Source organism: Nocardia higoensis (assembly GCF_015477835.1).
Classification (GTDB): Bacteria; Actinomycetota; Actinomycetes; order Mycobacteriales; family Mycobacteriaceae; genus Nocardia; species Nocardia higoensis_A.
This window is the reverse complement of sequence record NZ_JADLQN010000001.1, coordinates 96,754-122,223: the sequence shown is the minus strand read 5'-3', so window position 1 is coordinate 122,223 and position 25,470 is coordinate 96,754. Positions and strand designations below refer to the sequence as shown.

The 25,470-nt window shown below is 66.3% G+C and carries 21 protein-coding genes and 2 pseudogenes; 10 read left to right on the top strand and 13 right to left on the bottom strand.

Annotation, left to right across the window (positions count from 1 at the left end):
* Positions 1–61: 61 nt before the first annotated feature.
* From IU449_RS00475 to IU449_RS00465, 3 genes are all read right to left on the bottom strand, one after another.
* Positions 62–1,126, bottom strand: coding sequence for a hypothetical protein (locus IU449_RS00475; RefSeq protein WP_195000001.1), 1,065 nt, complete (start codon positions 1,124–1,126; stop codon positions 62–64).
* A gap of 19 nt (positions 1,127–1,145) precedes the next feature.
* A complete protein-coding gene (locus IU449_RS00470; RefSeq protein WP_195000000.1) occupies positions 1,146–2,870 on the bottom strand; it encodes a class I adenylate-forming enzyme family protein in 1,725 nt (574 codons plus the stop codon).
* 342 nt (positions 2,871–3,212) lie between these two features.
* A complete protein-coding gene (locus IU449_RS00465) occupies positions 3,213–4,730 on the bottom strand; it encodes a carotenoid oxygenase family protein (protein WP_194999999.1) in 1,518 nt (505 codons plus the stop codon).
* A gap of 232 nt (positions 4,731–4,962) precedes the next feature.
* Between IU449_RS00465 and IU449_RS00460 the strand changes: the two genes are divergently transcribed.
* Positions 4,963–6,183: an acetyl-CoA acetyltransferase gene (locus tag IU449_RS00460; protein WP_195002213.1), complete on the top strand. Its 1,221-nt coding sequence runs from the start codon at positions 4,963–4,965 to the stop codon at positions 6,181–6,183.
* A gap of 209 nt (positions 6,184–6,392) precedes the next feature.
* Here IU449_RS00460 and IU449_RS00455 read toward each other — a convergent pair whose 3' ends face one another.
* The 5 genes and pseudogenes from IU449_RS00455 to IU449_RS00435 all read right to left on the bottom strand — a co-directional run bounded on the left by IU449_RS00455 (position 6,393) and on the right by IU449_RS00435 (position 11,156).
* Positions 6,393–7,664: an ABC transporter substrate-binding protein gene (locus IU449_RS00455; protein ID WP_194999998.1), complete on the bottom strand. Its 1,272-nt coding sequence runs from the start codon at positions 7,662–7,664 to the stop codon at positions 6,393–6,395.
* A gap of 26 nt (positions 7,665–7,690) precedes the next feature.
* Complete coding sequence (locus IU449_RS00450) at positions 7,691–8,779, bottom strand: branched-chain amino acid ABC transporter permease (RefSeq protein WP_194999997.1); 1,089 nt, start codon at positions 8,777–8,779, stop codon at positions 7,691–7,693.
* Positions 8,776–9,675 carry a branched-chain amino acid ABC transporter permease gene (locus tag IU449_RS00445; RefSeq protein WP_194999996.1) on the bottom strand — a complete coding sequence of 300 codons (900 nt, stop codon included), beginning with the start codon at positions 9,673–9,675 and terminating at the stop codon, positions 8,776–8,778. The genes IU449_RS00450 and IU449_RS00445 overlap by 4 nt, the downstream gene beginning before the upstream one ends.
* Positions 9,676–9,687: 12 nt before the next feature.
* Positions 9,688–10,332, bottom strand: a pseudogene (locus IU449_RS00440) (ABC transporter ATP-binding protein); the annotation flags it as partial.
* A gap of 65 nt (positions 10,333–10,397) precedes the next feature.
* The gene (locus IU449_RS00435) at positions 10,398–11,156 is read right to left on the bottom strand and encodes an ABC transporter ATP-binding protein (RefSeq protein WP_194999994.1); all 759 of its coding nucleotides are present in this window, start codon (positions 11,154–11,156) and stop codon (positions 10,398–10,400) included.
* 313 nt (positions 11,157–11,469) lie between these two features.
* Between IU449_RS00435 and IU449_RS00430 the strand changes: the two genes are divergently transcribed.
* Positions 11,470–12,462, top strand: a complete 993-nt coding sequence (locus IU449_RS00430) for a helix-turn-helix domain-containing protein (protein ID WP_324188024.1) — start codon at positions 11,470–11,472, stop codon at positions 12,460–12,462.
* Positions 12,463–12,593: 131 nt separating this feature from the next.
* On the opposite strand, the gene IU449_RS29750 is transcribed toward IU449_RS00430, so the two are convergent.
* From IU449_RS29750 to IU449_RS00420, 3 genes and pseudogenes are all read right to left on the bottom strand, one after another.
* Positions 12,594–12,929, bottom strand: a complete 336-nt coding sequence (locus IU449_RS29750; protein WP_416382145.1) for an enoyl-CoA hydratase-related protein — start codon at positions 12,927–12,929, stop codon at positions 12,594–12,596.
* Positions 12,896–13,027, bottom strand: a pseudogene (locus IU449_RS29745) (enoyl-CoA hydratase-related protein); the annotation flags it as partial. The gene IU449_RS29750 and the pseudogene IU449_RS29745, both read right to left, overlap by 34 nt.
* Positions 13,028–13,138: 111 nt before the next feature.
* Positions 13,139–13,966, bottom strand: coding sequence for a DUF1295 domain-containing protein (locus IU449_RS00420; protein ID WP_194999992.1), 828 nt, complete (start codon positions 13,964–13,966; stop codon positions 13,139–13,141).
* A gap of 221 nt (positions 13,967–14,187) precedes the next feature.
* On the opposite strand from IU449_RS00420, the gene IU449_RS00415 reads away from it, so the two are divergent.
* Entirely contained in the window at positions 14,188–15,138 is a 951-nt protein-coding gene (locus tag IU449_RS00415; RefSeq protein WP_194999991.1) for a winged helix-turn-helix transcriptional regulator, read from the top strand.
* Here IU449_RS00415 and IU449_RS00410 read toward each other — a convergent pair.
* Positions 15,135–16,679, bottom strand: coding sequence for a class I adenylate-forming enzyme family protein (locus IU449_RS00410; protein ID WP_194999990.1), 1,545 nt, complete (start codon positions 16,677–16,679; stop codon positions 15,135–15,137). The genes IU449_RS00415 and IU449_RS00410 overlap by 4 nt on opposite strands.
* A gap of 371 nt (positions 16,680–17,050) precedes the next feature.
* On the opposite strand from IU449_RS00410, the gene IU449_RS00405 reads away from it, so the two are divergent.
* Genes IU449_RS00405 through IU449_RS00390 form a run of 4 tightly spaced genes read left to right on the top strand, consistent with a single transcriptional unit; the run spans position 17,051 to position 19,985 of the window.
* On the top strand, positions 17,051–17,236 hold the full coding sequence (locus IU449_RS00405; protein WP_194999989.1) for a hypothetical protein: 186 nt from the start codon (positions 17,051–17,053) through the stop codon (positions 17,234–17,236).
* On the top strand, positions 17,233–18,009 hold the full coding sequence (locus IU449_RS00400; RefSeq protein WP_194999988.1) for an SDR family oxidoreductase: 777 nt from the start codon (positions 17,233–17,235) through the stop codon (positions 18,007–18,009). The genes IU449_RS00405 and IU449_RS00400 overlap by 4 nt, the downstream gene beginning before the upstream one ends.
* Positions 18,006–19,043, top strand: a complete 1,038-nt coding sequence (locus IU449_RS00395; protein ID WP_324188023.1) for a phosphotransferase family protein — start codon at positions 18,006–18,008, stop codon at positions 19,041–19,043. Before IU449_RS00400 ends, IU449_RS00395 begins: the two co-directional genes overlap by 4 nt.
* A gap of 48 nt (positions 19,044–19,091) precedes the next feature.
* Complete coding sequence (locus tag IU449_RS00390) at positions 19,092–19,985, top strand: TetR family transcriptional regulator (protein WP_194999987.1); 894 nt, start codon at positions 19,092–19,094, stop codon at positions 19,983–19,985.
* Positions 19,986–20,019: 34 nt separating this feature from the next.
* On the opposite strand, the gene IU449_RS00385 is transcribed toward IU449_RS00390, so the two are convergent.
* The gene (locus IU449_RS00385; protein WP_194999986.1) at positions 20,020–21,852 is read right to left on the bottom strand and encodes an acyl-CoA dehydrogenase; all 1,833 of its coding nucleotides are present in this window, start codon (positions 21,850–21,852) and stop codon (positions 20,020–20,022) included.
* Positions 21,853–22,137: 285 nt separating this feature from the next.
* Here IU449_RS00385 and IU449_RS00380 point away from each other — a divergent pair, with 285 nt between their 5' ends.
* The 3 genes from IU449_RS00380 (at position 22,138) to IU449_RS00370 (ending at position 25,465) form a co-directional block, all read left to right on the top strand.
* The gene (locus tag IU449_RS00380) at positions 22,138–23,064 is read left to right on the top strand and encodes a winged helix-turn-helix transcriptional regulator (RefSeq protein ID WP_194999985.1); all 927 of its coding nucleotides are present in this window, start codon (positions 22,138–22,140) and stop codon (positions 23,062–23,064) included.
* Between the two features lie 497 nt (positions 23,065–23,561).
* On the top strand, positions 23,562–24,749 hold the full coding sequence (locus IU449_RS00375; protein ID WP_194999984.1) for a cytochrome P450 family protein: 1,188 nt from the start codon (positions 23,562–23,564) through the stop codon (positions 24,747–24,749).
* A 50-nt stretch (positions 24,750–24,799) separates the two neighbouring features.
* Entirely contained in the window at positions 24,800–25,465 is a 666-nt protein-coding gene (locus IU449_RS00370; protein ID WP_194999983.1) for a DJ-1/PfpI family protein, read from the top strand.
* Positions 25,466–25,470 lie beyond the last annotated feature (5 nt).

Sequence of the window (25,470 nt, the reverse complement as noted above, 5' to 3'; positions counted from 1 at the left end):
AATCGGGTGCCGCCGATGTCCGGCATCGGCGGGCTGGCATGGACGACGTGTGGCCGCGTGCTCACACGGTGACGGGGCGCAGGTCACCACGGAACGGTGTGACACTGGGCCGGGTGAGCAGGCCGGGCGATGCGTCGCACACGAACGGGACCGTGTTGACCACCGAGGCCGCCACCGCGTACTGCTCGGCGGTCATCCGGGTGGTGTCGTCGGGATGCTTGTGCAGATCGATGGTGATCGTCGCGCCCGGATGGCCGGTCAATTCGACCTGCCACAGCGGCGGATCCGTGCGCTCGAGATGGGTGGCGTCGATGAACCAGTTGATCGAGATGGTGATGGTGGGCCTCCCGCCGACGATCCCGTGCCACCGCCAGTTGGTGTGGGTGACGGTGCCTGCCTTCACCACGCCTGCGCGGATCTCGATGTCGTGGTCGACCGAGTACACCTGGTGCTCGGTCTGCACCCGTTCCAAGACCAGACCGAGCCGCGACGCGACGGCGGCGACCGACTCCTCGTACATGCCGTTCAGCGCGGACACCGGCCCCCAGTTCACATCATCGGGATCGATGGTGGCCGGATCTGCGCCGAAGCCCAGCATGCCGAACAGGTACTCCGGTTGCCGCACAGCACTGCTGTCGACGTTCTCCACGATCAGGAGGCGGTCCAGGGACTGGGTCAGACCCGAGACCACCACAGCCAGTTGTTCACCGATGAAGCCCGGATTCAGCCCGGCCGAGACCAGGCTGGAGCCGCCCTTCGCGCAGGCCGCGGCCAGCGCGTCGGCGCGCGGCCCCGCCCAGTACTCGGGATGGCTGTACCCGTTGATCGTGATGACGTTCTTGCCGGATTCGAGCAGCGCGATGATTTCGTCGTCATGGCTGCCGTAGGGACCCAGCCGCGCCGCGTGGATCACCACATCGGCGTCCAGGGCCAGGATGTCCTCGACCGACCGGGTCGCCCGGACGCCGGTGTCGGGGCGGCGGGCGATGACGCCCGCATCGAGTCCTTCCTTGTCCGCGCCGTAGACGAAGACACCGGCCAATTCTGTGGCGGGGTGATCGATCAGCGCGCGCAGTATCGCCGTGCCCATCGCGCCGGTGGCCCACTGGACGACACGGTAAACCATGGATGACCTTTCTGATCGTTCAGTCCGCGAGCAGCGATTGCTTGCGCAGATCGCGCTTGAGCAGCTTGCCCACAGCGTTGCGCGGCAAGATCTCTCGGATCTCCAGGCGTTCCGGCAGCTTGAAGGAAGCCAGTTTGCGCTCGCGCAGGAACTCGACCACCTCCTCGAGCGTGAGTTCGGCGTCCGGACGCAGCACGACCACGGCGGCGACCCGCTCGCCGAGAACGTCGTCGGGATCACCGACAACGGCGACCTCGGCGACCGCCGGATGCTCGGCGATCATCGCCTCGAGCTCGACCGGTGCGATGTTCATGCCGCCGCGGATGATCAGGTCCTTGCTCCGGTCCACATAGCGCAGGTATTGATCGCTCTCACCCGCGATCTCGAAGATGTCACCGGTCCTGAGGTACCCCTCCTCGTCGAACGGACTCGCCAGGGTCTCGCCGTCGACGTAACCGGGGAAGATCGTCGGCCCGGCGATCCGCAGCTCACCCGGCCTGCCCGCCACGGTGATCAGTTCACCGGTCTCGGTGTCGACGAGCTTCACGCTGACCCGGTCGGCGATGCGCGAGGACCAGTTCGTTCCCGGGGCACCGTAGCGGGGGAAGTAGCGAGCCCGGTCGTCGGGATCGGGGAAGTCCTCGGCACTCGAGAGCAGGGCCACCCCCTCGTTGGAGCCGAAGAAGTTGATGACACTCAAGCCGAATCGCTCCTGCCAGCCACGGACCATCGGCGGCTGCAGCGGGGCGGACCCGGAGCCGATCCGGGTGAGGCTGGACAGGTCGATCTTCGACAGCAACGCCTCGTTGTGCAGCAGCATCCACAGCAGGGCGGGCGGTGCGAGGGTATAGGTGACGCGTTCGGCGGCGATCTGGGCGAAGAAGGTGGGGGCGTCGAACGGATGATGCTGTACCAGCGTGGCACCGGTGAACAGCCAGGGCAGGAACATCCCGTTGATGCCGGCCATGTTGATCATCGGGAACGGGTTGAGCAGCACATCCTCGGCCTGCACGCGGGGTGCGTCGATTGTCGCTACCGAGAAGGCGATCCAGTCGTAATGGGTGCGGGGCACGCCCTTGGGCTCTCCCTCGGTGCCCGAGGTCCAGCAGATGGTCACACAGTCGTTGGGCTCGTTCGGGTCCTCGACGCGCCGAGCCTCGAGCAGTGCCCGGTCCTGCGCCGAGGCCGGCCCTGGCACGAGGTGCGCGTCCGAGGCGTCGGTGGCCTCGTCGGCGGCGCCGATGGTCAGTACCGAACGTAGCGACGGGATCCGGTCGGCGGCGGCGATCACGTCGGCCGCCGGGCTCCGATCACCGAACCGGCTGGTGGTGATCAGGGTGAGGAACCGAGCGCGATTGGCCATCGTGACGATCTCGTGTTCGCGATACTGCATGGCCAGCGGCGAGACCACCGCACCGATCGTCCACGCGGCCAGATAGACCTCCGCCAGTTCGATGGAGTTGGGCAACTGCACGCCGATCACATCACCACGGCCGATGCCGCGTTCGATCAGACGGGCAGCGAGGTGGGTGACCTCGGACTCGAGCTCGTTCCAGGTGACGCGGCGCGGATCCGAGCCGACCAGATCACGCCGGTTCGCGGGATCCACCATCGCGGTGGCCTCGCCGCGGAGATCGACCTGGGCACGGAACGCGTGATCCAGAGTCTCGTTCGTCCACCATCCACGAGCGAGGAAGTCCTCGACGCGGGCTTTCGGATGCAGTCCGCGCTTGGCCTGGACCATGGGTTCACCTTCCTGACATGACGATCTCACTGGCGGGGGTCGACGATTCGGCTCACCACACCCGACAGTTATCGCTTCAATTAGCGGTGTGACTCACACTACTACATTAGAGAGAGTCGCACAACGAATTCGCCACATCTTCGTAACAACGGCCTGCGATATCCGGTATCACGGGAGCGACAACGAGATCGCCCGCCCTATGGACATAGAGCACCAATGCCTAAAAGACATCGAACGCATACGGATCAATACATGATGAACAGTCACCTTTCCGGCACACGACGAAGGGTTCCCGCCGTTGCGCGTACGCATCGACGAGAACCCCCGCGGCCCTGCTGCGAACTACAGTCCGATCGCTTCCGCGGCCGAGTCCGTGGTCCGCCAACGGCGCAACTCCGAACCGGCCGCCCAGGTCGAATGGGTGCCGCTCGAGATCCGCTCAGGCAGGGCGAGTTTGCAGACGGGTCCGTCACCGATCCGGGCCGCGTCGAACACCAGACAATAGGAGGCGTCGGCGTTCATATCCGTCGTCAGTGTGACGAGGTAGCCGTCGTCCTCGGAGGTGCTGCCCACCCGGGGAGCCATCGAGGTCTCACTGCCGTACACCCCCTCCCCGAAGGAGATGCGCTCCTCCGCACCGGTTTTCACATCATGCTTGACCAGACCGTTGAACAGGAACCACCCCGGCTTCCCGGTGGCGGCATAGACGTAGCGGTGTTCGCGGCCGCCGTGCGCGCCGTTGATCATGCCGAATTCGGTGATCTGTTCACTGAGCGGCTCCTCCTTGACCTGCCCCGTCACGAGGTTGAAACGCCAGCGATGCAGCCGGGTCTGCATGTAGTCCAGGGCGAGGAAGCGGAAGGCGCGCTGCCACTTCCCCTCGATCCCCGCGGTGGACGGCTCCGGTTGGCCCTGATAGAAGCCGTCGAGGACGATCTCGTCGCCATCTTCGTAGGCATTGGCGAAATGCAGGACGTAGGTCGGCGCGGCCTCGAACCACTTGATGTCCGAACTCTGGCCACGACGTGGGATCACCGCGAACCTCGACGGCATGTCACGATGGAAGCGCGGCTGATGGACGCCGTGCTCGAGCTTCTCGAGATCCCAGAACATCGGCAGGTCGTTGAGGATCGCGTAGTTCTCGGTGAACGCCATGTCATGCGGCAGCCGCGGGCCCGGCAGCGGGACGTCCACATAGTGCACCAGATCATTGTTCTGGTCCACCACGCCGTAGTTCATGTACGGCGCTTCCTTGCTGTAGTTGAAGAACAGCAGTTCACCGGTGGCGTCGTCGACCTTCGGATGCGCGGAGACACCCCAATGGTAGGGGAACTTGCCGTTCCAGTCCTCTTTGCCGAGAGTGCGCGCCGAGTAGGGATCGAGCCGGTAGAGATCACCACACTGCCAGAAACTGGTCAGCGCCCTCCCCCGGTGCACCACGACGTCGGTGCTCGAGGCGTCCTTCATCCGGCGCCGCGCACCCCAGCCGTCCTCGCGCTCGGCCCACGCCGGCATTTCCGAGGCGCCCGCCCACAGCGCGCGCCCCGCCTCGTTCTCGGCGAGCAGCCCATCGGTGCGCACGAATCGGTTGCGGTAGAAGGCTTTTCCATCACGGAAGCCGACCGCGTGGATCATGCCGTCCCCGTCGAAGGGGTGGTAGTTACGCGTCGCGGGGTGCAGCGGATTCTCGGTGTTGCGCAGATAGACCCCGTCCAGATCGGCCGGGATCACCCCCTCGACGACAGTCAGGTCGTCGGCCTTCCACTCCGTGGTCTGCGGACGCCAGGGGCCCGTGCGGTAAGGGTGATCGTCATCCTCGGGCAGGGTCGACAGCAGTCGCCCCACAACGTCAACGTCCATGACCTCGTTCACCTTTCGTGTATCAGGTGCCACCGCGCAGTGGGACGGAGAACCTGGTTTCTTCTACAACTAAAAGAGTGACTAGCCAGAGCCCGCTTGTCAAGCCACGCCCGTACCGTCATCGCGGGCTCTCCGGCGCCGGATCGGGCAGCCACACCAGGGTTCCCTCCGGCGCCATACACTCTTATAGTTGAAGTACAAAGAACTCGAAAACCTCGAAAGCGGTGACGCTATGGCCCCCGAATCCGTATGGATCACAGGCGGATATCAGTCCGATTTCTCCCGGAATTTCACCAAGGAAGGTCTGGACCTCAGCGACCTGACCGCGGAGATCGTGAACGGGACACTCGATACCGCGGGCATCCCCGTGGGTGATGTGGAGGTCATCCACGTCGCCAACGCGTTCGGCCAGGTCTACACCGGCCAGGGGCATCTCGGCGCGATGCCCGCGTCGGTCGAGTCCGAGCTCTGGGGCGTGCCCGCCACCCGTCACGAGGGGGCGTGTGCCTCGGGCTCACTGGCGATCCTGGCCGCGATGGCCGATCTCGAATCCGGCCGCTACGACTGCGCGCTGGTGGTCGGGGTGGAACTCGAGAAGAACGTCCCCGGCGACATCGGCGCCCAGCACATGGCGGGGGCGGCGTGGATCGGCCGCGAAGGCCGAGACGCCAAATACATGTGGCCCTACATGTTCAGTCGCGTCGCCGAGGAATACGACAAGCGTTACGGTCTGGAGCCGGCCCATCTGTGGCGCATCGCCGAACTCAACGCCCGCAACGCCAGGAACAACCCCAACGCGCAAACCCGCGGCTGGGAGTACGGCCCCACCTCTTTCACCGACGACCCCGAAGCCAACCCTGTGGTCGAAGGGCGGCTGCACAAGGTCGACTGCGGCCCGCTGACCGACGGCGGCGCCGGTGTCGTGCTGGTGTCGGATCGCTACCTGGCCACCCACCCGCGGCTGCGGCCCGAATCCCTGTCGCGAATCCTGGGCTGGGGGCACCGCACCGCCGGCCTGCTCATCGAAGAGAAGCTGCGCCGCAGCGCGGACCAGCCCCTGATGTTCCCGCACGTCGCGGCGGCGATCCAGGACGGATTCGCCCGCGCGGGCATCGAAGCCGTCGACGACCTCGATCTCATCGAGACCCACGACTGCTTCACCGCCAGCGAGTACATGGCCATCGATCACTTCGGATTGACCGAGCCTGGTCAGAGCTGGCGCGCCGTCGAAGCCGGAGATCTGGAGATCGGCGGGCGGCTGCCGATGAATCCCAGTGGCGGCCTGCTCGGTGGCGGCCATCCCGTCGGGGCGACCGGTATCCGCATGCTGCTCGACTGCCACAAACAGATCACCGGAACAGCCGGCGCCTACCAAGTGGCCGGCGCGCGCCGGGCGGCGACGCTGAACTTCGGTGGCAGCACCACCACCGTTGTCAGCTTCGTCGTGGGCTGACCAGCCACGAGCGGACCCTCGGACCGGATTCACCCCTGGGCGGCGGCAAGGACATTGCCGCCGCCTTCGGCCTGCTCGGCGCCGAGCCCGTGCGGTGTCCGCCACCCTTCGCATACGAGAAACCCGCCGGACGCCGTGGGTACGGCATCCGGCGGGGTCACCCGAGGAACCGGATGGTTCCCGCAGACCTCACCGGCCTCGGGTCGCTCTCACTGAATCGCGACGACCGGCCCGGCGGGCAGGAATCGCCGCTCGGCCGCGCTCCACGCGATCGGTTCGAATCCGTTCACACCGGCCGGATGGTCCGGGGTGCTGACCCACTCGATGCCGTCGGTGAGCATCGGCGAGGAGTAGGTCTGGTTCCGCGCGGCCTCGATGATGCTGATCCGAGTCAGACCCTGCTCCGATGTCGCGGCCTGTTGCAGGGTGTTGATCATCAGGTCCGCTTGCAGCCAGCCACTGATCGTGACGGCGTTGTTCGGGTCCGCCACACCGGTCATATCCGCGAGGTAGGTCTGCACGCCAGGGTCGGCGACCATCGCCGGATCGCCCGGGTCCTTGAGGTAGCGCGGAATGACGACACCATCGGCGGCAGCTCCCGCGGTCAGGTATTCGGGGGTGTTGACACAGTTACTGGCCTTGACGACCAGTTCGGGCTTGTACCCGATCCGGTCCCTGGCCGTGTCGAACACACCGCAGGATCCGACCACGCCAGCGTGGTAGACGACATCGGCCCCCGCCTCCTTCAGCGCGGTCGCCGCGGCGTTCGGGTCCGTGTCCGGCGTGACAAGCACGATATCGAGGCCGGCCTCCTTCGCCGAGGCCTGGAACGCCGCCGACTGCTGAACGCCGCTGGCCGTGGAGTTCTCGGCGATACCGACGCGCGCTCCCGGCACCTTCTGTTGGATGTACTGGACCAGGAACCTGGTCTCCTTGGCCGCGGACGGCAGGAACTGCACCGTCCACGGGTAGGTCTGCATGTCCTGGAACTGCGGTGCGCTCGAGCTCGGGTACAGCAGCGGGACGCACGCGGCATTCTGATCATCGGCCATCGCGCCGAGCGCGCCCGCGCCGAAGGTGTTCAGAATGTCTACCTTGGTGCGCTGCAGGAACTCGGTGGCGTTGGCCTTGGCCTTGTCCGGCTGGAACGAATCGTCACGGTAGACGACCTCGATCTGATGGCCATCGATGCCGCCGCGGGCGTTCTGCGCGGCGATCCGTGCCTTGTAGCCGCCGCCGGCCAGCTCGGCGGGCCCGGCGACCGGGCCCGACAGCGGGGCGCTGAACCCCACGGTGATCGCGCCTTCGATGGGCGCCGCGGCGGCTTCGGGATCCTGGCAGTCCTCGGCGTTGACGACGAATCCACCGGATCCGGCGTTGTCCGCCGAGTTGCCCGTGGAATTGCAGGCCGTCAGGGCGAGACAGGCGGCGAGTCCGGCGAGCAGGGCAGCCCGACCGGCGCGATGCACGGTGTTGGTCATGGAATTTCGTCCTTCTTTCCAGGGGATCAAGAGCTCAGGGCCGCGTCTGTGGCATCGGACCGAGCGGGGAGAGCATCGGGTGCGGGCGGCGCGGGCGGCTTCGGACGTCCGCGCGGGGCGAGCACCACGAATTTGCGGGTCAGCGTCGTCATTCCGCCGACGGCGCCGGAAGGGGCGAGGAAGATCACCGCGAGCAAGCTGATCGCGAACAGCACCGAGGCGGCCTGCCCCGCTCCCACCTCCGCGGTGAGGTACGGGACGTAGACGACCACGACGGCACCCACCACAGGGCCGGCGATCGTGCGCTCACCCCCGATGACCAGGCCGATCAACAGAGTGATACCGGCGAGCAGGGTGAACGACCCCTCCGCGAACAGGCTGCCCATATACATGGCGAACAGGGCACCCGCCACCCCGGTGACCGCACCGGACAGGCCGAACATCGTGGTCTTGACGACCGCGATGTTCACCCCGGAGGCCGAGGCGGCGATCTCGTTCTCGCGCACCGCGGCCAAGGCCATCCCGTAGCGGCTGCGCACCAACGCCGCGATGAGGGCGACGGTCGCGATCAGTAGGGCGACGGTCAGCCAATACAGCCACAGGTCCTTCTGTCCGAGTGTGAAGCCGGACCACGCCGGTGGCGTGAGATCGGCGCGGCGAATCATCAGACCGCTGGAGCCGCCGGTCAGATCGGAGAAGTGCGCGACCAGTTCCGGGAAGGCGACAGCGAAGGCCAAGGTCACCATCGCGAGGTAGAGGCCCCGAATCCGCAAGGCGGGCAGGCCGACCAGCAGACCAGCCACCAGGCACACCACGAAGGCCACCGGAATCGCCGCGAAGGCCTGCCAGTCGTAGGACACCACGAGGATGCCTGTGGTGTAGGCGCCCAGACCGAAGAACGCCGAGTGCCCCACCGAGAGCATGCCGACATATCCGGTCGCGAGATTGAGTCCTGTGATGGCGATAGCGAAGATCATGACCCGGGTGACCTGCCCCAGCTCGAACGGCGCCAGCCCACTCCCCCACAGGATCAGGGCGACGAGCAGGAACAGACCGCCCGCCATCAGGGCTCGGTATCGCGCCGAGCCGCGTTCGACGACCAGTGGACGCTTCATACTCGCTCCAGACGACGGGCACCGAACAAGCCGGTGGGACGGACCAACAGGACGGCGACGATGACGACCAGTGCCGTGGTCAGTGACAACGATCCACCGAGGAATCCGGCGTACCCGTTGACCAGGGCCAGGCCGATACCCAGTGCCAATCCACCGACGACCGCGCCCTTGACGCTGTCCAATCCGCCGAGCAGTGCGGCCGCCGTCGCGAAGATCAGGACGTTGAACATGCCCGACAGGCCGAGCTGGCCGGGCGGAACCAGGGGGATGAGCAGTGCGCCGGCCAGTGCGCCCAGGGCGCCGGCCATCCCCCAGGACAGTGTCAGTACGCGCCCGACGCGCACACCGCACAGCGAGGCCGACACCGGATCGGTCGCAACCGCCCGCATTTGCAGACCGACGCTCGTGCGATTGAAGAACAAGGTCAGCGCGACGACGACCGCTGCCATGAGAGCCAGCATCACGAGGGTGTCGTAGTGCAGACGCGCGCCGAACAGACCGATGTAGCTGCCTTCTCCGTGCGGCAACATACGCGGATAGGCCCGGTCGTCGGAGCCCCATATCCAGCCACTGAGACCGTTGAGCCCGGTGAACAACGCCAGCGCGACGATCAGCACCGCGGTCTCGTCACGGCGGCGCACCGGACGGATGAGCCAGCGCTCGGCCAGGGCTCCCATGACGAAACCGATGAGGATCGCCGGCACGATCGCGAGGTAGATATCGATGCCGTGCGAGGCCAGCCACCAGCTGATGTAGGTCGTGAACAGGGCGAACTCACCCTGCGCGAAATTGATCGTGGACGAGCTGCGGAAGACGATGACCAGGCACAGCGCCACGAGCACATAGATGGCGCCGACGGTGCCGCCGGCGAAAACGCGGGATAAGAGTATGTCCATGGTGACTCCGGATCAATAGCCGAGATAGGCGGCGCGAATGCTGTTGTCGTCACGGAACTCCTCGGCGGTTCCGGTGGCGGTCACCGAGCCGACCTCGAGTAGGTAGACCCGCGCCGCGATCTCCAGGGCCAACTGCGCGTTCTGTTCGACGAACAGCATCGCGGTGCCGGATTCCCGATTGATCTCGGCCATCGTCGCGAACAGGTCCTGCACGACCTTCGGCGCCAGACCGAGACTGATCTCGTCGCACAACAACAGCGCCGGGCGGCTCATCATCGCCCGTGCGATGGCGAGCATCTGCTGCTCACCGCCGGACAGGGTGCCCGCGATCTGATCCGAGCGCTCGCGCAGCCGCGGGAAGACGCTCAGCCAGCGTTCGATGTCCTCGGCGACCCCGTGTTTGTCGCGGCGGGTGACCGCGCCGACGCGCAGATTGTCCAGCACCGACATCGCAGTGAGGGTGCCGCGTCCCTGCGGCACCAGGCTGACTCCGCGGTGCAGCAGCGCCGCCGGATGTGGGTTGGTGAGCCGTCTGCCGTCGATGCTCAACTCTCCGGTGAAGGGGAGCTGACCCGAAAGCACTTTGAGCAGGGTGGATTTGCCCGCGCCATTGGCGCCGAGCACCACCACGATCTCCTCGGCATCGACGGTGATCGACACCCCGTGCAGTACGGGTGCGCTGCCGTAGCCGGCGTCGATATTGTCCGCGCGTAGCAACGTACTCATGCGGCCCTGCCCAGGTAGGCGGCGACCACGGCGGAATCGCGCTGGACATCTTCGGGCGCCCCGTCGGCGATGGTGCGGCCGAAATTCATGGCGACGACGTGGTCGCTCAGACTCATGACCAGGCCCATGTGGTGTTCGACCAGCAGTGCGCTGAAGCCGTATTCGGTACGCAACTCCCGGATCAGCCCACCCAGTTCATCGACTTCGGAGTGGGTCAGGCCGCCGGCGGGTTCGTCGAGCAGCAGCAGCGTCGGCCGGCTGATCAGCGCACGGGCGAGTTCGACCCGTTTGAGGGTGCCGAACGGCAGGCCCGCCGCGGGGTGATGGGCGACATCGTCGAGGCCCAGGCGATCGATGAGCGCCCAGGCGTCCCGCTCGACCCCGCGGGTGGCCTCGAGCGAGCCCGGCCAGCCGAACAGTGACGGCAGCAGTCGCGGTGTCGCCCGTCCGTGCGCGCCGACCATGATGTTCTGCAAGACCGACAACGACGGCCACAACGCCAGATTCTGGAAGGTGCGGGCGATTCCGGCCTTCACCACCTGATAGCGGCGCAGGCCCAGCACATCGACCTCGCCGTATCGGATGGTCCCCCCATCGGGCCGGTACACCCGGGTGATGCAGTTGAACAGCGAGGTCTTGCCCGCACCGTTGGGACCGATGAGTCCGCAGATTTCTCCGGAACCCACCGTGAACCCCACATGATCGAGCGCGGTGATGCCGCCGAACTTCACGACGACATCGGAGATCTGAAGCATGGTTGGAGCCTTTTTATGTAGAAGTCATTGCGCGATCGACTCGGCAGACATGAGTGGTGATCCGGATCACCAACAGGAGATTCAGCTATTTATAAGCTAGGTCACGCCCAGCGTCAACAGTTCATCAACAAAAAGAGTGACTTTCTTAATTGATGCTTCACGCCTATCAGGGGCGGGCGCACGGACGCGAGGCCGACATCTCCGGCGACCGCGCACACGCACCGCCGGTCCCCAGGGGCCGATCAACACTTCATTTACGACAGTGGAAGCACGGCAACGGCACCACCCCGACAACCCCGGCGAAACCACTACTATGTGCAGCATGAGTCCGCAGAGTCCGAGGAAAGCACTGTCGGAGACAGTCGAGCAGCTGAGGAACGCAAGCGAAGAAACTACATCTGCGAAAAGTGACGCCGCCTCACCTCTCGGGCATGCGCTCAACCTGCTGGGCGATATGTGGACGCTACGGATCGTGATGCTGATCTTCGTCGGCAGGAAGCGCTTCCAGGAGCTTCGCGAGGGCCTGAGCATCTCCGACCCCGTACTGTCCCGGCGCCTGGCCTCACTGGTCGACGAGGGAATTCTCTACACCCGCGAGTATCAGCGGAATCCACCGCGTCACGAGTACCTGCTGACCCCGGCCGGGCTCGACCTCTGGCAGGTCCTCGCCGCCCTCTGGGTGTGGGACCGGCGCTGGGCAGGCCATCAGCACCGCGACGCCACCACCCGCATGGTCCATCTCACGTGCGGACACTACGCGCGCCCGGTCTTCGGATGCGGTCGCTGCGGCGCGATCGGTATCACCATCCACGATGTCAGCGGCCGCATCGACGAGGACCTGCTGCACGACGCGGCCTATCGCAGATCCCGCCGGTCCCCCGCCGTGGCCGCCCCGTCCGATGGCACGGCACTGCTCGGCGATCGATGGTCGCTGTTCCTGCTCTCGGACGCGTTCACCGGGACGCACCGCTTCAACGATTTCCAGGCCCGGCTCAATATCTCCCCCGTCACGCTCACCCAGCGGCTGAATGTCTTCGTCGAGGCGGGTCTGATGACCCGGGAGAATCTCAGCGGCGGCAAACGCCAAGAGTACCGGCTGACGCCGAAGGCACTGGACTTCTTCGATGTCACGACCACGATCAACGGATGGGCGTGCCGATGGCTGTCCGAGGACGGTCATTCCGGCCTGAATCTGATCCATATTCCGTGCGGGCGGGACCTGCAGCCACAGTTCACCTGCAACGCCTGCAATGCCGTCCTCGAACGCGACACAGTCCGGTTCCAGGGCAGGATCGATGCCCCGTGAATCGCGGGGAGCGACGCTCGAAGAACGCCCCCACCCCCCTTCTCGGTGATCCGCCGAGAGCCGACATTCGGTGAGCGCGACGATACGCGCCTCGAGATGACTGTCGCGATCACGCGAACCCGCACCGTTGATCAACTGCTTGGCATGGGCGATCGCCAGCGTACGAGACGTTCGGCCATCTGCGATCCCACCTGGGCGGGCAGCAACCAGGTGCCCGCACCGATGTCGGAGATCAGACCACGCTGGACGAAGATCCAGGAAAGGCGGGCCCGTGAACTAGCGATCCGCAGATCCGCCTGGGCGGCGAGTTCGACGCCGAGGCCGGCGGCGGGGCCGTCGATCGCGGCGATGACCGGCTTGACAGCCTCCCATAGGAACCAGTGACCGCCTCGGTGTGGCCGGGGCGGTCCTGCGCACGCGTACCCGGTGCGACCTCGCGCAGTTCGCTCAGATCCGTGCCCGCGCAGAAGTGTTCGGGCGTGCCGGTGAGAATGATCGCCCGCACCGCCGGATCGGCGTCGGCCCGCGCCACCCCGTCGCGGAAGCGCGTCGTACATCGCGTAATCGAACGCGTTGCGTTTTGGCGGGGCGATCGACCAGCGGAGGCCGCCGCGGCGTTTCGGCTCGAGGGTGCCCGGCCGCCCGAAACGACCGGGCGCGTCCGTACCTGGCGCGATCAGTTGTCGCCGTCGATGTCCACCCGGCGCGGAGGACGCGGGAAGAATCCGCTCGTGCGCGCCACGTAACGCTCGAACTCCTCGCCACGCTTGCGGCGCATCCGCTTCTCCAGCAGCGCCTTGCCGCTGTAGCTCACCAGCAGCCGGGTCATCACCACCGGCGACACGATGGCGATGAGACCGAATGGGCTGCCCAGCGCCAGCAGGAACAGTCCCACCCAGACACAGGCGTCACCGAAATAATTGGGATGGCGTGTCCACGCCCAGAGACCCCGATCCATGATCCGTCCGGCATTGGCCGGATCCGCTTTGAACCTCGACAGCTGCCAGTCACCGACGGCTTCGAACAAGAAGCCGATCACCCAGACCGCCACACCGAGCGCACCGAGAATTCCGAGCGAGGCGCTCTGGTACATAGCGAACTGCACCGGCAACGACACGACCAGGATGAGCAATCCCTGCAGCCCGTAGATCTTGCGCACGAGGAATCCGACCAGAGACCCGGTCCGATGCTTCATCAGCGCGGTATAGCGAGGATCCTCGCCGTGTCCGCGGTTACGGTTGCCGATGTAGAGGCCCAGACGCAGGCCCCAGAGGGCGGTCAGCGCGAGGACGACAAGCCGCCGTACGTCGTTGCCCTCACTCGAGGCCGACATCAGGTAGGAGACGACGGCGACCACGACGAATCCAGGACCCCAGAAGATATCGATGATCGATTGATTGCGGATACGGATGGCGGTCATCATGATCGCCGCGATGAACACCACGACCGCGACTGTGCTCACGACGAAGTTGAGCGCTAAAGCGCCCCAAGGGAATTCGAACATGTCAATCCTGATTCTCGCGTCCGATTCGGCTCGACGGCGAAAAAGCCGGGGTGCATACTTGCCACTCACACCGAAGCTACTACAACTATCAGAGTAACCGCGCCTGATCGACCATAACAGTTCCCGCGCAGCGTGATGGCCGGGCGTGCGGCGCGGGCGACCACAGTGAGACCGAACGCGGTCCCCGGCACCACCGCACGGTGGCACTAGAGTTGACAGGTGTGGTAACGCAGCATACGCACACCGAACTGCCCGCGGGCGGCGACAACGCGATCGCGGTGACCCTGGGAGCGCTCGGCGACGAGTGGAACCTCTGGATCCTGCGTTTCGCCATTCAAGGCTGCCGGCGTTACGGCGATTGGATCGCCCGCGGCCGGATCTCCAATTCCGTCCTCGCCACACGACTGAACCAGCTCACCGAACTGAATCTCTTCGACCGGATCCAGTATTCGCAGCGGCCCGTGCGCTACGAATACGCGCTCACCGAACGCGGCCGCGGCGTCTGGCCGATCCTGCTGATGATGTGGGCCTGGGAGCAGCAATGGGCTCCCGCGTCGCCGACGCCGCTGCCCCGGATGCGCCATACCCTCTGCGGCGCCACCTTCACCCCCGCACTGACTTGCGCACACTGCGGCCAGGCCGCCACCCGGCATGACGTGGCGGCCTCGCTCGGTCCCAGCGGGGCCTGGTCGCGAAGCGTGCCCACCTCGATCGCTCGACGCCGCTCGACAACGGCGAACCGCCCCTCCGAGATCTTGCCGCACACCATGGAACTGCTCGGCAACCGATGGTCGGCCGCCATGCTCGGCGCACTGTTCATGGGGGCGCGTCGCTTCGGCGCATTGCACGACATGACCAGCGCACCCCCGGCGATGGTCGCCGATCGGCTGCGCCGATTCCAGGATCTGGAAGTGGTCACCACCGAACCCAATCCGGTGCGGCCGGATTGGGTCACCTACAGCCTGACCCCGAAGGGCGAGGCCTTCTTTCCGGTGATCACGCTCATGATCCTCTGGGGACAGCACTGGTTTCGCGCACCGGAGGGGCCGGCCATGGTGTTCACCCATCGAAGCTGCGGTGCGGCGCTGATCCCCCGCCTGGCATGTGGGCACTGCGCTCGCGAACTACACGGCGACCAGGTGCTCATCGAGACCGCCGATGCCGCGGTCTAGCCCACCTGCTCTCTGATCACACGCTTGAGCAGCTTGCCGGAGGCGTTGCGCGGCAGGCTGTCCACGAAAGACACCCCCACCGGGCACTTGTAGTGTGCCAATCGGGCACGGGCATAGGCGATGACATCCGCTTCGGTGAGGGCTGCCCCGGGCAGCAGCACGACCACCGCGTACGGCGACTCACCCCACTTCTCCGACGCGATCCCCACCACCGCCGCCTCGGCGACACCGTCCAGACCGCTGAGCACACTTTCCACTTCGGCGGGATAGACGTTCTCGCCGCCGCTGATGATCATGTCTTTGAGCCGGTCATGCAGATACAGATAGCCGTCGCTGTCGAAGCTGCCGCCGTCACCGGTGCGCAACCATCCGTCGACGACAGCCTGTGCGGTGGCGGCTTCGTCGCCGTAGTAGCCGGCCATGATCTGCGGTCCACCGATGAGAATCTCGCCCACTCGGCCGACCTCGACGTCTTCGAGGGTTTCGGGATCGACCACGCGGATCGGGGACGCGGAATTCGGCCTGCCAACCGAGCGCAACCGATGCTCGGCCGCCCCCGCCGACAGGTGATCCTCCGGACCGAGGACGGTGACCGCACCGGTCGACTCGGTCAATCCGTAGCTCTGGATGAACTTGCATCCCAGCACCTGGGTGGCCTTTTCGATCGTGGCCAGCGGCATCGGCGCGCCACCGTAGACGATGTAGCGCAACGCCGACCAATCCAGGGATGCCACCTGAGGTGATTGCACCAGTCGCTGCACCAGCGTGGGAACCATGACCGCGTGCGATACGCGTTCGCCGATCAGTTGCGCTACGAAGGCCGCGGGGTCGGTCGCGATGTCCAGCACCAAGGTGGCCCCGCCGAGTGTCGACACGAGCGCCAACCCCAGACCCGTCACGTGCGAGAAGGGGACGGGCGCGAGAGCCACCGAGGTAGCATCGATGTCGAGCAGCTTCTGGAGTTCGGCGAGGGCGAAACCGAGTCCGCGACCGGTGAGCAGGATGCCCTTCGGTTTGCCGGTGGTGCCCGAGGAGAACTGCATGACCACCGGAGCCGAGGGGGCGACCGGAATCGCCGGGTCGCCGGGTTCGGCGGCGTCGAGCCACGCCTGGTAGTCCTCGTCCGAAGCGAGCACACGCCGTGCCCCGTTCACCGGCTCGCGCAGACCGTCGTGCCGCCCGATCACCACCCTGGGTGACACATCGGCCAGGATCGCGGCGACTTCCGGCGCCGAAAGGCGGTCGCTGACAACGGCGGCGATCGCCCCGGCCTTGGCGACTCCGAACAGCACCTCGAAGTACTGCACCGAGTTGGGAACAACCAGCCCCACCCGGTCACCGGGAGCTACGCCATCGGCGACGAGCGCCTGTGCCAGCCGGTCGGCCCGCGCGTTCAACTCCGCGTAGGTAGTGGAATTCCCGTTCTCGACGACAGCGACACCATCGGGTGTGGCGATCGCCTGTTTGCGCAGAATGTCGGCCAGATTCTCCACCCAGGTGCCGTCGACATGGCGCGCGGGGCGCGAGGTGGTTGTTTCCATCGGTTCCTGCCTATATCAGTGGAGCTAGTCACTCGTATAGTTGAAGTAACCTACTTCACGTCGAGCCGCCCGCGCTACCCCCCGAGGCGCGACCATTCGCGAGATTCGAGACACGCCCGCTCCGATGGGTCCACACCTGCGCCCGCCCACGACATAGCGATTATGTTCAGCAATTCTGAACACAATCGACTCACAGCTGCGCGCGAATCACCGGCATGATAGGCACTCTGGACAGCTATTACCCGCTTTGCTACCGTGCCCCTGAACACAATCTACCGAACGAACGGTCGGCTCAACCTTCCGTCGGCCTGTCGGAGCGCCGCAGCGCGCGACACCGCGCGGCCCTCGCGACGTCCACTCCAGGAGACACCATGTTCGCAATGTCCGAGCGCTCTCAGCGGTACCGCGCGGAGCTGCTCGAGTTCATGGAGGAGTTCGTCTATCCGGCCGAACCGGTCTACGAACGCCAGATCGCCGAGTCCGGTGATCCGCACCAGCGCAACTACTCGACGCCGGATCGTGGCGCCGACATCGCGCCGGCCGGGGCCTCGCGGTGAGCCGGCAACGGTTCGCGGGCCGGGTCGCGATCGTCACCGGCGCCTCGCGCGGCATCGGGCTGGCCGCGGCGAAGGCGCTGGCGGCCGACGGGGCCGACGTCGTGGTCACCGCCCGATCGTCGGCTTCGGCGAACGCCGCGGCCGACGAGATCGGCGGCACCGCTATCGGTTTCGCGGCACACGCCGCCGACGAAGCCAGTGCGCGTGCATGTGTCGATGCCGTCGTCCGGCGCTTCGGCCGCCTCGATATCCTGGTCAACAACGCCGGAACCAATCCGGCGTTCGGTCCGATCATCGCCCAGGAGCACCACCGCTTCGCGAAATTGTTCGACGTCAATCTGTGGGCGCCGATCCTGTGGACCAAGCTGGCCGCCGAGGCGTGGATGGGTGACAACGGCGGTGTCATCGTCAACACCGCCTCCATCAACGGAATGTCGGTCAGTACCGACCTGGGCCTGTACAACGTGTCCAAGGCGGCACTGATCCACCTCACCAAGCAACTGGCGATGGAACTGTCCCCTCGCATCCGCGTCAATGCCGTCGCCCCCGGTGTGGTGCGTACCAAGCTGGCCGAGGCGCTGTGGAAGGACGACGAAACCCACGTCGCGGTCGGCACTCCGCTGGGACGTATCGGCGAACCCGAGGACATCGGCGAGGCGATCGCTTTTCTGGTCTCCGATGCCGCGGCGTGGATCACCGGGGAAACACTGGTCGTCGACGGCGGCCAGCTGCTCACCTACACGGCCGAACCCCGATCCGAGGTGCGCTCGTGACCACTGATCTCACGACGATACCGGGTGTGGACTCGGCCGGACTGCGGGCGTGGTTCGACTCGATCGGCGTCTCCCATTCCGGTGCGCTGCGATTCGGCCGCATCGGCCTCGGTCAGTCCAATCTCACCTACTGGGTGCGCGACCAGGTCGGACGCCGCTGGGTTCTGCGCAGGCCGCCGCTCGGGCATACCCTCGCCTCGGCCCACGATGTCGTGCGCGAGGCACGCATCCTGCGCGCGCTCGACGCGACAGATGTACCGACGCCGCGGATCTTCGGCGTCGCCGAGGCCGGTGTCGCCGGCGACGCACCCGCGGTGCTCATGGAATTCGTCGACGGGCATGTCAACGACACCGCGGAGGCCCTCGCCTCGCTCACCCCGCACCAGCGCCGCGCGACCGCGTTGTCGATGGTGGAGACGCTGGCTCGTGTCCATGCTGTCGACCTGGAGCGGACGGGCCTGGACACGCTGGCCAGCCACGCACCCTACGCGCAGCGGCAGCTCCAGCGTTGGACCCGGCAATGGTACGCGAGCTGGCAAGGCGACAATCGCGAGTTCGACGCCCTCACCGCACGACTGACCGACGCGATTCCCGTCAGGCAGGAAATCCGTTTGGTCCACGGCGATTTCCATCTGCGCAATGTCATCACCTCCCGCTCCACCGGGGCTGTCGCCGCCGTTCTGGACTGGGAATTGTCCACTCTCGGCGATCCAATGGCCGACATGGGCTCGACCCTGGCCTACTGGCCGAAACCGGGCGAACCGGCCTTCGGCCACGGCATGCCCGCCCTGGCAGGAATCCCCGGACTCGAGGAGATGGGGCGGGCATACGCCGAAGCCAGTGGTCGCGGCAGCGACGCACTGTGGTTCTGGTACGTGCTCGGCCTGTGGAAGATCGCGGCGATCTACGCCGGGATCATGCGCCGCACCAAGGACAATCCCGGCAACCGGTCGAGCGTGCGACGGCCCGAAGAAGCCGATGTCCTGTCACTGCTCAGCTCGGCCACGGCCGCCGCGAACGAGGTCGGGTTGTAGCGGAGACGCCCGCCGACCGGCATCCGGCGGACTGACTAGGATATTCGCATGACAGATCAGGCGGGGGCCACCGCACCCGGCCTCGGTAGGGCGGGCGCGCTGGTCCGCCTAAGCCGTCTCAGAGCCGGTATGTCACTGCGCGGCCTCGCCGGGCGCATCGGGGTCAGCGCGGGCACTCTCAGCGCCATCGAGAACGGCAAGACGCCGGTCACCCTGGACCGGCTCGACCGCATCGCCGCCGAACTCGGCACCACGACACTCGAGATCTTGCGAACACCGCATGCCGAGGCCGCCGGTAACGTCGGAGCCGCCATCGCCGATTCTCCCGGCGGTGGAAGCTGGCGGGCGTTCGAACCACTGGTCCTCGATCCACCGGTGCAGGCCGCGATCGACACCTTCGTCACGATGGGATACCACGGCGCGACCATGCGCATGATCGCAGCCAAGGCCGACATGAGCGTGGCCGGGATCTACCACTACTACCCCAGCAAGCAGCATCTCCTGGTCGCCGTCCTCGACCTGGCCATGGCGGAGCTGCTGTGGCGTATCCCGGCGGCACGAGCGGCCGGAGTACGCGCGAGCGAGAAGTTCGCCAATGTCGTCGAAGTGCTCGCCCTGTTCCACACCTTCCGGTCCGACCTCGCCTTCATCGGCGCCACCGAGATGCGCAGCCTCGACGAACCGGATCGGACCCGAATCACACTGCGCCGCGACGAGGTTCAGCACATCCTCGACGACGCCATCGCTGCGGGCATCGCCGCCGCGGAGTTCGCGACACCCCATCCGCGGGAGGCCGCCCGCGCGATCGCCACGATGTGCACGTCACTGCCACAATGGTTTCAACCCGACGGGCCGATCACTCCGAACGAGATTGCCCGACGTTACGCCGAATTCGCGATCGACATGGTGCGCGGCCACCCTGTCCCGGTGGGCCCCGCGTGACGACGCGCGCGGGCCCCACTGGATCTAGAGCGGTTCAGAACACGCTTTCGGGCAGGCTCATGATCGCCGGGTCCAGGCCGTCCAGCACGATGCGCACCCCGGACAGCAGCGGCAGCGCGTTCGCGGCGAAGAACCGCGCCGCGGCGACCTTACCTTCGTAGAAGTCACCGTCCGAGGCGGAGGCTCCGGTATCCAGCGCACGCAGAGCCAGTTGCGCATTCTCGAGCAACCGCCAGCCGATGACGAGGTCGCCGACCGCGAGCAGGAATCGGACCGAGCCGAGACCCACGGTGTAGATGCTCTCCGGAGCCGACATCGCGGCGGTGACATGCGCGGTCAGAGCCGTCGACATGGCGTCGACATCAGCGAGAGCCTGATCGAGTCTGCGGTACTCAGCGCTCAGTCGCGTGTCACTGCTCGCGGCGACAAAATCACGAATCCGGTCGGTCACATAGCCGAAGGCGACACCGCCGTCACGAATGATCTTGCGGAACAGGAAATCCTGGGCCTGGATCGCGGTCGTGCCCTCGTAGAGCGAGTCGATCTTGACATCACGAATGTACTGCTCGACCGGGTAGTCCTGGAGGTAGCCGGAACCACCGAGAGTCTGCAGCGATTCGGTGAGCACCTCGTAAGCGCGTTCGGAGCAGGTCGCCTTCACGATCGGCAGCAGCAGATCGTTGACGCGCGCGGCGAGAGCGGCGTCGATTCCGAACGAGTGCGCGGCCACCTCGCTGTCGAGGAAAGCCGCTGCGTACAGATACAGCGCCCGCATGCCTTCCGCGTACGCCTTCTGCCGCATCAGGCCACGTCGGACATCGGGGTGGTGGATGATGGTGACGCGAGGTGCGCTCTTGTCGGCCAGTCGTGTCATATCGGCGCCCTGGACCCGGTTCTTCGCATAGTCGAGCGCGACCTTGTATCCGGCCGACAGCGCACCCGCGGACTTGGTGCCCACCATCATGCGCGCGTTCTCGATGATCTTGAACATCTGAGCGATGCCGTTGTGGACCCCACCCACCAGATAGCCGACCGCCGGGCGATCCCCGAGACCGAAGGACAGCTCACAGGTCGGCGACGACTTCAGTCCCATCTTGTGCTCGACACCGGTGACATACACACCGTTGCGTTCGCCGAGTTCGAAGGTATCACTGTCGAACAGGACCCGGGGAACCACGAACAGTGACAATCCCTTCGTTCCCGGCGCCGCGCCCTCAGGGCGGGCCAACACCAGGTGCAGGATGTTCTCGGCGGTGTCGCCCACATCGCCACCGGAGATGAAGCGTTTGACTCCTTCGAGGTGCCAGGTGCCGTCCGGCTGCTGAATCGCCTTGGTCGAGCCCGATCCCACGTCGGACCCGGCCTCCGGTTCGGTGAGAACCATCGTCCCGCCCCAGCGGTTCGCGAAGGCGTATTCAGCCCAGCGCTTCTGTTCCGGTGTCCCCTCGGTGGACAGCACCGCGTGCATCGGCGGACCCATGTGGAAGAACATCGCCGCCGGATTCGCCGTGGCGATCATCTCCTGGGTCGCCCACATCAACGCCGCCGGTGCGGTGATGCCACCGATATCCGAGGGAACACCCAAGGCCGACCAGCCCGCTTCGTGCACGGCCTCGACGGTCCGACGCAGCGCCTGCGGCACCTCGATCGTGTGCTGGTCAGGAAGGAAACGAACCGGATCGCGGTCCGCGGCCACGAACGACGCCGCCACGGGCCCCTCGGCCAGTCTCGCGACCTCGGCCAGGATGGTCTTGGCCGTCTGGGCATCGAGGTCACCGTAGGCCCCGTTGTCCAACAACTTGTCCAGGCCCAGTACCTCGAACAGATTGAACTCGATGTCACGGACATCGGCGCGGTAGTGCGTCATCTCATCTCCTCGTCGACCGCTCGCATCCCCACGCGGACCCGGTGGGGTACGAGTACGGAGGAGGGTGAAGAACACAACGGGCCCGGCCACAGCCCGACCGCCCGCGGAGACACTACTATAGAAAGAGTCAGCTGGACAAGGGGACGCGAGCGAAGGACCCTCCCACCCGACGGCGCACCTTATCGCCCGCGGGTCCCCCCTGGCCGCACGAGCGACCGAGCCACCGGCCCCTATCATTGGCCGGGGCCACCGACATTCGCAGCCGCCGACGGAGGTATCACCGCGATGGATGATCAGCCCAGCGCGGTGGGCCAGGGACTGCTTGCGATCGGCGACCAGTGGACTCTGCTGATAATCCAGCGCGCGCTGCTCAAACGCATCCGACGTTTCGCGGAATGGCGCGACGGTATCGGTGTGTCGGAATCCGTTCTGACACAACGGATCAAGGAGATGGTCGCCGGCGATCTGCTGCGTCCCCACCCGTACCGCGACGGCGGTCGCACCCGCACCGAATACCTGGCCACCGCTCGCGCGGTCGAACTCTGGCCGATGCTGGTCGCCATCTGGTCCTGGGAACGCACCTGGGTCGCCCACCGCACACCCCTGCCGGAATTGGTGCACAAGGTCTGCGGCCGACATACCGAGGTGGATCTCGGATGCGCGCGATGCCGCGCACACCCGGTCACTTTCGGGGAAACCCGCATTCGCTCCGGGGACGCTACCTTCGCGCAGGTCACCGCACCCCGCCTGCACCGTCGAACCGTCCGCACCAACACACGCGCCGATCCAGCCTCCTACTTCCCCGAGACGATGGAGATCCTGGCCGACCGCTGGAGCACCGTCGTCCTCGCAGCAGCCTTCCTCGGCATCCAACGCTTCGCCGATTTCCGATCGGCCCTGGGAATCTCGCCTTCACTGCTGTCGAACCGGCTCCAACGGTTCACCGAACTCGACGTGCTCGCCCCGATTCCGGTGCCGGGAACCGCGCGGCGCGGTTACTCGCTCACCCCCAAGGGCCAGGCATTCTTCGGCGCCTTCGCCTTTCTCGTCGACTGGGCCCAGCACTGGTATTCCGGTCCCCCGGGAACGGATCTCACGATCGTGCACGGACACTGCGGACAGCCGTTCGCGCCACGGCTGTATTGCCGAGGCTGCGGCGAAGGTATAGAAGGCAGAGACATTTGCTTCGAACTCGCCGACGAGGCGCCGTAGCCCCCATCGACCGTGAGCCCGAAGTGCGGTGTCGCCGGGCGCGCGCGGCATCCGGCGACACCGCACCGGCGTGAATAGACCCCGAGATCCGGCCACCGGCACATACCGGCGACCGGTCGATCCGAGCATCGGATCAACCGACGGCTCGAATATCGGCGATTCCAAGTCGCGGGCTGCGCATGTCGCCGCGGGCTGCGCGTGTCGTGGAGCACCTGCGGATCTCCCGACGCCGGTAGATCCCCGATCACGATCGTTGCGCAGACCGGCCGACCGAGTGCCGGGCGAACGCTCCGGCTCGGACGCCCCCCCCCGCGTAGCCGTGGCGAAGCCTGCCGAGACGTCCTTTGACGGTGGATTTCGGGCCTGGTTACCGTTGCGCAGCTTCGTACTCAGCGAGGGGAGTTCGTCAGATGCCCGATGACGTCCCACCGACTCCAGCCGTTCCGGCGGTACCCGACCCAGCCGTTCCGGCGATACCCGACCCAGCCGTTCCGGCGATGTTCACACCGGAGTTCTTCCAGAATCCCTATCCTTTCTACGCGTGGCTACGGGACAACGCGCCCGTATATCCGGTCACCATCCCGTTCGTCGATATCAGGGTGTGGCTGGTCAGCCGGTTCGCCGACGTCCGGCAAGGCTTCGCCGACCGGCGACTGAGCAGCGACTACCGTTCCGCGTCACCGGATTTCCACGCGGCGGGCCTGGCCTTCGGGGCGGGCACGGTCGCCGAGCGCACGATGGTCAACCTCGATCCACCGGACCACACGCGCATCCGTCGCCTGGCTGCGGGCACCTTCACAGCAGAGCGAATCGCGCAGTGGGAACAAACCATTCGCGAGAAGGTCGACGCCCTGCTCGACCCGCTACCGATGGGCGAACCGGTCGATGTGATAGCGCGGATCGCGGCGCCGCTGTCGGTCCGGGCGATCTGCGCGGTCATCGGCGCGGAGCCGGGCGACGAGGCCGACCTGCGACGATGGGGTGATCTGGTGTTCACCGCGGATCCCGCGGAGCTGGCGCAGGTCCCCGAGGCCACCGCCGGCCTGATGAAGTACGCCGAGGAGCTCGTGGCGCACAAACGCACGCATCCCGGCGACGACCTGCTGTCGGAGTTGATCGCGGCAGGCGACGACTCCGGCGTCCTCAGTTCGGACGAGCTCACCGCCACTGCCGTGGGGCTGGTGGTGGCCGGCTACGAGAGCTCCATCCGGCTGATCGGCGACGTGCTGCTCGCGCTGCTCGACCACCCCGACCAGCTGACCGGGGTGCGCGACGGCAGATTCACCGTGGCGGACGCGATCGAGGAAACACTGCGCTACGACGGCCCCCAACCCAGTTCCCTGTGGCGATTCGCGACCGAGGATCTGAACATCGCAGGCACCGGGATCCCGGCGCACGAGCCGGTGCTGCTGCTGGTCGGTGCCGCCCATCGCGACGAACGGCAGTACCCGCATCCGGACATCTTCGATCTCGGCCGGGCGGACAAGCGGCACTTGGCGTTCGGGCACGGACTGCATCGCTGTCTCGGCGCCGCGCTCGCCCGGCTGGAGAGCCGGATCCTGCTCGAACATCTGCTGTCGCGCTACGCCCAGCTGTCATTGGGCATGCCGCGCGAGGAGGTCCACTACAAGCCGTCACTCGTGCTTCGCGGGCCGAGCGCCCTTCCCCTCGTGCTCCACCGCTGAAGCCGCGGCATCCATCATCGCTGTCGCGGTCGTCTCATCAGGAGGATTTCGTGATCATCGCCCTCGGTCTGTATCCGGGTTTCACCGCATTGGACGCCATCGGCCCGTATCAGGTCTTCACGACCGTGCCGAACGCCGACGTGGTGCTGTGCGCCGCGGAGAAGGGCACGGTCGCCGACGATCATGGTCTGCTGCAGCTGCCGATCGACACCACTTTCGCAGACCTCCCGCGCCCCGACATCCTCCTGATCCCCGGCGGCGCGGGCTCGCTCACCATCGCCAGGGAAAACGGGCCGATCGTCGACTGGGTGCGCGGGGCGCATCCACACACCAGGTGGACCACCTCGGTGTGCACCGGAGCGCACATCCTCGCCGCCGCGGGCGTGCTGGACGATCAGCCGGCCGCCACGCACTGGAACTTCTACGACGAACTCGCCGAGTACGGCGCGCACCCCACAGACCAGCGCATCGTCATGGGCGACCGCATCGCCACCGGCGCGGGTTCCTCGGCGGGCATCGATCTGGCGCTGACCCTGGTGGCCGATGTCGCGGCTCCCGAACTCGCACAATGCATTCAACTCGCCCTCGAATACGATCCCCGGCCACCGTTCGAGTCGGGCACTCCGAGCACAGCGCCCCGGCCGATCGTCGAGCTCGTCTCGATGATGATGGGCGAATTCGAAAAGCAGTACATCCAACGAGCAATCCGGAACTGAGTCGT